1 protein-coding gene and 1 pseudogene are annotated in these 776 nt (G+C 67.0%); both read right to left on the minus strand.

Features of this window, described 5'->3' with window-relative positions; all coding sequences use genetic code 11:
* A partial coding sequence (locus AB1460_RS37965; protein ID WP_368967430.1) for an IS110 family transposase occupies positions 1 to 439 on the minus strand: 439 nt, incomplete at its 3' end.
* A 229-nt stretch (positions 440 to 668) separates the two neighbouring features.
* A pseudogene (locus tag AB1460_RS37970) lies at positions 669 to 776 on the minus strand (IS3 family transposase); the annotation flags it as partial.

Raw genomic sequence — 776 nt, forward strand, 5'->3', positions numbered from 1 at the left:
TGTCCCGAGCAACCTTGATCAGACGCAGTGCCTCGACCGCGCCATCGGCTGTCTTCGGGATCGCCGTCACGACGCCGGCGGCGACCTGGCGGGCCGCGTGCTCGGCGTCGATCGTGTCGCTCTTCCCAGCGTGGCGACGCACGCCGCTACGTGGCGGCCGGCTGACCTCCCGAACCTCGTAGCCGCGTTTCCGTAGGAAGCCCGCCAGCCCGCGTCCGTAGGACCCGGTCCCCTCAACGCCGAACGCGACCAGCCGCCCGGGAGATTGCAGGATTTCGAGGCAGAACGCGAGGAGTTTGGCGTAGCCCGTCGCGGTGGCCGGGATCACCAGGTCCGCGAGGTGGCCTCCGAGGCCATCGAGGAGTACTGCGACATGCTGATCCTTATGGGTGTCCACGCCGACGATGACATCGTCACGGGAAAGCGTCATGCTGGGCATTGGCTGGTGGATCTCCTTCACAGATCACCGGTCACATCCCGCCGGTCAGGCGGGCGGACAGGACTGCGATGAGACCCTGTTGCGATCAGGCTCCTATCAGGTCACTGCCCGCCTGACCGACGGTCCAGAGGCCGCCACCGCGATGGCCGACAGATCAACCCAAAGGCACCCGAAGGGCCGGTCGTTTGACGGGTCAGGCCAGCGCGGCGACGACAACATGATGCTCGCAATCGTTGGAGACGTGCGGGCGGGAATGGCTCTGGTCGATGTTCAGGTAGGCCAGGAGGGCGGCGACCGGCTGGGACGTCATCGAGGTCCCACGGTCGGCGTGGACAGC

The organism is Parafrankia sp. FMc2 (assembly GCF_041008525.1).
GTDB lineage: Bacteria > Actinomycetota > Actinomycetes > Frankiales > Frankiaceae > Parafrankia.